At 36.8% G+C, this 7,393-nt stretch carries 7 protein-coding genes; 6 read left to right on the top strand and 1 reads right to left on the bottom strand.

Translation table 11 applies throughout. The features are described 5' to 3' along the window. The 6 genes from ACIQ6T_RS05500 to ACIQ6T_RS05475 all read left to right on the top strand — a co-directional run. The coding region (locus tag ACIQ6T_RS05500; RefSeq protein WP_395784907.1) for a recombinase family protein at positions 1-406 on the top strand (406 nt) is incomplete at its 5' end. A 115-nt stretch (positions 407-521) separates the two neighbouring features. Continuing rightward, on the top strand, positions 522-2,111 hold the full coding sequence (locus tag ACIQ6T_RS05495; protein ID WP_395784906.1) for a hypothetical protein: 1,590 nt from the start codon (positions 522-524) through the stop codon (positions 2,109-2,111). Between the two features lie 39 nt (positions 2,112-2,150). Further along, positions 2,151-3,998 (top strand): hypothetical protein, encoded by a 1,848-nt coding sequence (locus tag ACIQ6T_RS05490; RefSeq protein WP_395784905.1) that lies wholly within the window; start codon positions 2,151-2,153, stop codon positions 3,996-3,998. A 39-nt stretch (positions 3,999-4,037) separates the two neighbouring features. After that, entirely contained in the window at positions 4,038-4,952 is a 915-nt protein-coding gene (locus tag ACIQ6T_RS05485) for an ABC transporter ATP-binding protein (RefSeq protein WP_395784904.1), read from the top strand. Continuing rightward, complete coding sequence (locus tag ACIQ6T_RS05480; protein WP_395784903.1) at positions 4,949-5,794, top strand: ABC transporter permease; 846 nt, start codon at positions 4,949-4,951, stop codon at positions 5,792-5,794. Before ACIQ6T_RS05485 ends, ACIQ6T_RS05480 begins: the two co-directional genes overlap by 4 nt. Further along, positions 5,794-6,441, top strand: coding sequence for an outer membrane lipoprotein carrier protein LolA (locus tag ACIQ6T_RS05475; protein WP_395784902.1), 648 nt, complete (start codon positions 5,794-5,796; stop codon positions 6,439-6,441). Before ACIQ6T_RS05480 ends, ACIQ6T_RS05475 begins: the two co-directional genes overlap by 1 nt. On the opposite strand, the gene ACIQ6T_RS05470 is transcribed toward ACIQ6T_RS05475, so the two are convergent. Then, positions 6,438-7,355 carry a sugar phosphate isomerase/epimerase family protein gene (locus tag ACIQ6T_RS05470; protein WP_395784901.1) on the bottom strand — a complete coding sequence of 306 codons (918 nt, stop codon included), beginning with the start codon at positions 7,353-7,355 and terminating at the stop codon, positions 6,438-6,440. The two genes, ACIQ6T_RS05475 and ACIQ6T_RS05470, sit on opposite strands and share 4 nt — an antisense overlap. Between the last annotated feature and the right edge of the window lie 38 nt (positions 7,356-7,393).

Genomic DNA, 7,393 nt, shown 5'->3' with positions numbered 1-7,393 from the left:
AAGGGAGTTTTTACTTGATACCATAAATAAGATTGACATCAAATATGACCCAAAGAAGAAATCCCACCAATTAGACATTAAGTTTAAATTACCTATTGTAGGTGACAGTTTAAATTATACTGGTGTTGTAGATAAAAATGGGTTTAAAGAATATCAAATAAAGGAAGGGAAATCAGTAATCAAATCTGAAATGGGACTTGTAACCCACAAGTCAACCCAAACAGATTCCAAAAAAATGAAATTAGTTGAACGAATCATATCACTTAAAGAAAAGGAAGGACTATCTTTAAGTGAGATTTCGGAGAAGTTAAACAACGAAAAGATGTATCCCCCTAATGGAGGTAAATGGTATAAAAGTAAACTCTCTTCGTTTTACAATTATTCAAAGAAAACCATCCCAAAGTAGTGAGGGGTAAGAAAATCGAACCTAACGAACTATTTCGTTACCGTGGAATAAATGGCAAAACTATTTGGCATAAGTCTATTTATTATATAATTTCAAAATTGCTAAACAATTTACTATGGATTATAGCAGTCTAGGTGCTAGGCTTAGGTCAAAATTAACAACTGAATTTTTCGCACTTTCTTCCCTTGTTACGTTAATGTTCTTAACACGAATCATTGCATTTAGAGAGAATTCTTTAGAGCCAGATGAATTCGAATATCTATATGCCGCTAGAAAATGCTTAGATACCCCATTGCCATTTTTAGGCTTTCAGACACATACAACAGGTCCTTTTGCCATTTATATATTAGCATTACTTAAGTTAATCACTTCATTTTCTAAGATTTATCAACTAAGATTACTTAGTTTCTTTGTTTTTATCTTACCAACATTCTTTATTGTTTATTCACTTACCAAAAAACAAGCTGGATATATTGGAGTTGTTGTATTTTCTGTAATTGTTAGCTGCAAAAACTTCCCATTTTTCGGCCCTTTTTATGATGGAATATTTAGCTATAATACGGAGCATCCACTTTTAGTGGTCACTGCCATATTAAGCTATATTATGTTAAATAAGAAGACTTTAAGGGGTGTAATTACTTTTTCATTGCTGCTTTTTTGTTTGCCACTCATCAAATTTCAAGCAATACCACTAACCTTATTTTTTGGATTTTATTTTTGGATTTTATTACTAAATAATAAACAGTATCATTTTTTAAAGACATCCTTACTCACTTTTTTCTCCACGATAATTTTGTGGGTTCTATTTTTAATTTTCAATGGAATTTTTGATGAATTCTATTTCGTCTATATCTCAGAAAATCTTAATTACATATCCAATAATGCATTTGGGCAAGAATCTGTTAATCCTTTAAATTTTCTTCATCGGATAAACACCTATTACAAATTTGTTATTCTTATCATACTTTGGGGGCTGTTTTTCAGCTATCAATATGTCAAAAAAATAGGAATTTCGTTTAGTTCTTTACTAAATCATCCAATAGGTTTCAGTGGTAGTTTTTTTATTGTATCCGCTGTAACAATAATTCTTGGCAAGAATGATTATGGTCATTATTATGTTTTTCTGTTTTTGCCAACAAGTCTTTTGGCCAGTCATATATATATGGGGTTGCTTGAATTAAAGTATATAAATAAAGCGTTCAAGCCACTATTTATCATTCTTTTACTTTCATTTTTCAATTTTGATTACTTCTTCAAATCAATCAATTTGGTAACAAATATTGTTCTGCACAAACCGACGGAACATTTGAGATTTGGAAAACCATTACAGATCGTCGTAGATACTAAAATTGTCAACTGGCTAAAAAAACATAAAGAGCCCAATGCCGCTTTATTATCAATTGGATGGGATCAATCACAAGTTTTGTATTACTTACTTCAAGACGATTATAAGATAATGAATCGTCAAACCCACTTCTTTTTTTACAAAAATGGATTTGACACGAATAACAAAGCTATGTTTGATGGCGAGGAAAAAATGTTGATAGAAGATCTTACCAAATTCCCCCCATTATTTATCGTTGACACTTGGAATATTATTAATGCATCACGCAAAACGTTACTCCAAAAATATGTAGATAAAAACTACAGACTCGTCTTAAATGATCCCAGCTACAAAGTTTTTAAAAAAATAAGCAACGAATAGATTATTGCAATATTTTCATAAACTAAAGTTCAATACTTTATGTCGAAAAAACTTCAACAACAAATTTTCTTAATCGTTTTTGCAATCATTGCCATAGCACTAATATCTCCTGTACATTACACAACTACAGGATTAGATGCTGGATGGACTGAGGCTATACTCATGGTCACTGAGCGAGTTCGAACTTTTGGACAAGATTTCATCTTCACGTATGGTCCTTTAGGCTATTTAAGTTTTAGGATTCTTCCACTCAATACCTCAATTTTTCCTATTTTATTTCTAGATATTTTATCAATTGCTCATTTACTTTTCATCCTTAAGATCTTATTTGAAAAACTAGGCAAATTCTGGTATGTAGCCGCAATATCAGGTTTGATCATAATTTTACCCTGGGGATTTTTTGCAGATTTGAGCTTTACTTATTTTTTTTACTACATTTTCTGGATCCTTTATTCTTATTATCATTCAAATTCATTTGGTATATGGGCTGCGTTATTGATTTCAGTATTACTCTTTTTTGTAAAAGTAAATATCAGCCTCATTGTCATTTTTATATTCATCATTAATTCAATCTACTTAGTTAAGTCAAAGAAATTTACTTGGAAATTGATATTGATTCAAAACATTTTACTCGTCTTTGGTATCATTGTGCTTTCTAAGTTATTATATGTCGATTTACTTAACTACACAATTTATACGCTTCCCTTAATTGATGGTTATCAAGATAGCATGTCTACGATAATAATCTCAAAAAAAGAATTACTCATTTTACTGGTTATCGAATTTGTCATTTTCTTGATTTTTTGTTGGCAATTCTTTGTCATGCGGAAATCCTTAAAATCCCATATCTATTTAATTCTTTTAGTAACAATTTTCGCCTTTTTAGGTTTTAAACAGGCACACACAGCCATTTCCAACCCTAACATTTTTGGTTTCTTCTTACTGTTACCCATGATAAATGGACTACTTTTCCTGTATTCTGATCAAAAATATAAATCCAAAATTGGTTTGGGGTTCATTTGTGTTTTACTTGTTCATTTGTTAGCGACTCAATACATCAGATACAGTGAAGGAGAACATACAATAAAAGGATATTTTAAAACTTTTCATAAGATAAATTTCAATCCAATCCACTATTTTGAAAAACTTTTTGATTACCAATACACCAAAAATTTTGAGGCAAAACCACTTCAATTTCCAGAAAGGATTAAAACTAAAATTGGCCAACAGACCGTTGACATACTTCATAATGACGTTTCGTATATTTTCTTCAACAAGTTAAATTACAATCCAAGACCTGTTATCCAAACCTATTCTGCCTATACCGCGCAGCTAATGCAATTAAATGGTAGAAAATATGCGAGTGCTTCCGCACCAGATTTTGTGTTATTTAAACTAGAGCCATTCAGAGAACAAAATCCTTTTTGGGCGGATACAGATGTCAATTTTGAATTGTTGAAACGATATACTGTCAACGAGCAATTTACGGTAGGTAAGGATACGCTTTTGTTACTTCAGAAAAATAACGCGACTGGGAGAATGGAAAATTTTGTATTTCGGCTGCCAACAATCAAGCAGGATCAATACATCCCGCTTCCACAAAGAAGTGCACCCTATCGCATGGTGGCAAATTTAGAATATAGTGTTTGGGGTAAACTTTGCCGACTGCTATTTCAGCCTCCTTACATGTATTGCACGATTTACTACGCAGATGGCACCCAAAAAGAGTTCAGGGTCATTGACAAGATCTTGAAAGGTGGAGTCATTGTCAATAAACGCGTGACCACTCAAAATGAACTTTTGACTTTCTACACACACAAGGGAGAAAAAAACACAAACGTCGCGGGCATCAAATTTCACACGCGATTTTCTTGGGCTTATTTATAAATTAAGAAACAATTTTTCCCCACAGCGTGTTACCCTACCATGTCTGATTCGATTATTTCCATCCAGCATTTAGCTAAAAATTTCGGTTCTTTTCAAGCCGTCCGTGACGTAAATATTCAGGTCAATCGCGGAGATGTCTATGGATTTCTTGGGCCAAATGGCGCCGGAAAAAGTACCACCATGCGCTGCATGCTATCGCTCATCCAACCTGATGCGGGTGATATTTCACTTTTTGGCTTACCACTTGCCTCCAATCGTACACGTATTTTAAGGCGTGTTGGTAGCCTCATCGAAAAGCCTGATTTTTATAAATTCCTCAGCGCTTACCGGAACCTGGATTTATTTTCACGCATTTCCGGTGCTCCATCCACTAAAAAAGAAATCTATCAAATGCTCGAATTCGTAGGCCTCGAAGGACGCGAAAAAGATCAAGTAGGTGGATTTTCCCACGGAATGCGCCAGCGCTTAGGAATCGCACAAACCTTATTGCACAATCCGGATTTGATTGTGCTTGATGAACCGACCACCGGACTCGATCCGCAAGGGATCATCGACATGCGTAATTTGATTTTACGCTTGAAAAACGAGCAACAAAAAACCATTGTATTTTCATCCCACAACCTAAGCGAGGTGGAAATTATTTGTAACCGAATGGTGATTATTCATCAAGGAAAAAGCGTCGTAGAAGGAAGCGTAAAGGAATTATTAAATGAGGAAGACCAAATCATTCGGATTCAAACGCAAGAAGATGCGATCTCCAAAGGCATGGCTATCTTTGAAAAATATCCCCACGCCCATGTGAAAAAAATAGGCAGCGATACCATCGAGGTCACCTTGCAAAAAGAATTGATTCCAGAGGTAAATCGCCAACTGATCGAAGCCGGCGTACCAATTTTTTCGATTGAATCGAAACGGAAATTAGAAGATTACTTTATCAACTTACTTGCCTCATGATATTTTTCCATAGCACCCGAAACGAGTTGATCAAAATCGCGCTGAAACCCCGCAGTTATTTAGGACTTGCGGCAATTACGGGTCTGGTAGGCATTATTTTATTTGCATTGATGGCAGATGGCATGTCAATGATTTCATTCGTCACGGCCTCTTTTGAACAAACACTACGCTTTGAAGGCAAGGTACTCAACGGCAATTTAGTGGCATTTATCATCCTACAGATGCTTATTGTGCACATTCCACTGCTAGTCGCTCTAGTCACCGGCGACCTCATTTCAGGAGAAGCTGCCATGGGAACCTTGCGCATGCTCATGACCAAACCGATTACACGGACCCAACTCCTCATGTCCAAATTCCTAGCCGGTGGTATCTATACGTTTTTGATCGTTCTGTGGTTAGGCTTTATGGCGGTTGGGATTGGTCGATTTTTATTCGGACCAGGAGATTTAATGGTATTGAATTCCGATGGGCTCGTTATTCTTCAAGAAGGTGACGTTATGTGGCGATACGCTGGGGCATTTTGTGTCGCATTTTTAGCCTTGTTGACCATTAGCTCCTTATCCATTTGCTTATCCTGCTTCTCCGATAATTCCATCGGCCCCATCGTAAGTACGATGGCCATTATTCTATTATTTACGATTATTGGCACCTTGGATGTGCCCGTTTTCGACACGATTCGCCCGCTATTATTTACGACCCACATGGCTGCTTGGCGTTCCTTTTTTGAGGACCCAATTCCGTGGCAACAGATCAAAGAATCTATCGGAATCCTCGTGGCACATAACGCCTTATTTATTGGCCTTTCTGTCATTACTTTTCACCGCAAAGACATCACTGTATAATGAAATATTGGCTCTTAATATGTTTTCCGTTTTTCGCTTCGGCCCAACAAGCCGACGAGCTTTTTGCGCGTTTGACTCAAAAATTCAAACAAGTACATCATTATGAAGTGCAGGCTCAAATAAAGCCAAATATCCCCTTGATCAAGATTTTACCTGTCAAAGCAAACGTACAATTCACCTACCCGAACACCTACAAAATCAAGTCGGCCGGCATTTCCATCCTACCCAAAAATGGTTTCTCTGAATTGCCTTTACTTTTTACCCAACCGAATCAATTTACGGCAATCGCATCTGGCAATGAGCTTATGCAAGGAATTCGCGCTCAAATTATCACCTTGCTACCAATTGCAAATGAAGGGGACTTGGTCCTAGCCAAAATTTGGGTAGACACCCAATCCATGGTCATTTTAAAATCATTGATTACCAGTCGGTCAAATGGAACCATCCTAAGCGAATTTGAATACACAACTGAAAAATCGCGGGGTTTGCCTGCACGCATGAAATTAACCATCGACGTAAAGAAATTCAAAATTCCGAAAGGCGTGGCTACGGATATTAATCGCACAAGCCGACAGGTAGACGACGGGAAAAGCACCCAAAAGGGCTCTATAGAGGTTATTTTCGGAAAGTACCGGGTAAACTCCTAAAGGTACTTACGTAGTAAATCGACACTTTTCTGAACGCCAACAGTCCCAGGTTCTTTGCCTTCGAACTCAATAGAAATGTAGCCTTGGTAATTCGCTTTTTTTAGCATCGCGATTATGCGCTGATAATCTAAATCGAGGCTATACCATTCACCGCCACCGTAATATGTTTTGGCTTGTACAAAACTCGTTTTAGAAACGATTTTTTCTAGCTTATTGTAGGGATTTTCAAGGAAATTACCCGTATCCATGAGGAGACCTAACCAGGGTGAATTCACTGTATCATGAATGCGCAACATACCTTCAGGTGTCGAACCCAAGCCCCAGTGATTTTCAAGAGCCAATAATACGCCACATTCCTCCGCTTTTTTCAAGCATTGTTGGATTCCATCCACACACCATTTATATCCATCATCCTCCGTATATCCTGGCAAAATAGGTTCAATCCCACGATTAGCCATTAATTCGTCAAAACTTTTGATGGTATTCCAGCGACCCGTATTCAATCGCAAACATGGAATACCCATTTTGTAGGCAAGCTCAATGCAATGATTCGTATGATCTACATGCTTTTGCAATTCCGCTTTGTCTGGCGTTACAAATCCTTGATGAATCGACAAACAAGTCAGCGCGATGCCATTCAAAAATGCATGTTTTTTAATGTCCTGTAGGTATGCATTGTCCTCACTTTCCATTTGTCGGTGCAATACATCAATCCCATCCAACCCCATTTTCGCCGCTTCATCAATCACGCGTTGAATTGGGAATTTATCTCCTTTAAAATGCCAATAGGAATAGGAAGAAACACTTAACTTGATTTTAGGATTTGGCTTTACGACTGCAGTTTGAAGAGGTGCAACCAAGGGAGCGGCGGTAGTTAACGCGGCTGAAGACAAAAAATTACGGCGATTCATCATGGGATCTATTTATTTTTCTTGTCTAACTTACGTAAAAA

The organism is Aquirufa sp., assembly GCF_044377215.1.
Taxonomy (GTDB): Bacteria; Bacteroidota; Bacteroidia; order Cytophagales; family Spirosomataceae; genus Aquirufa.
The sequence above is the reverse complement of the archived record's forward strand: the minus strand, read 5'-3'. Positions and strand labels throughout refer to the sequence as shown.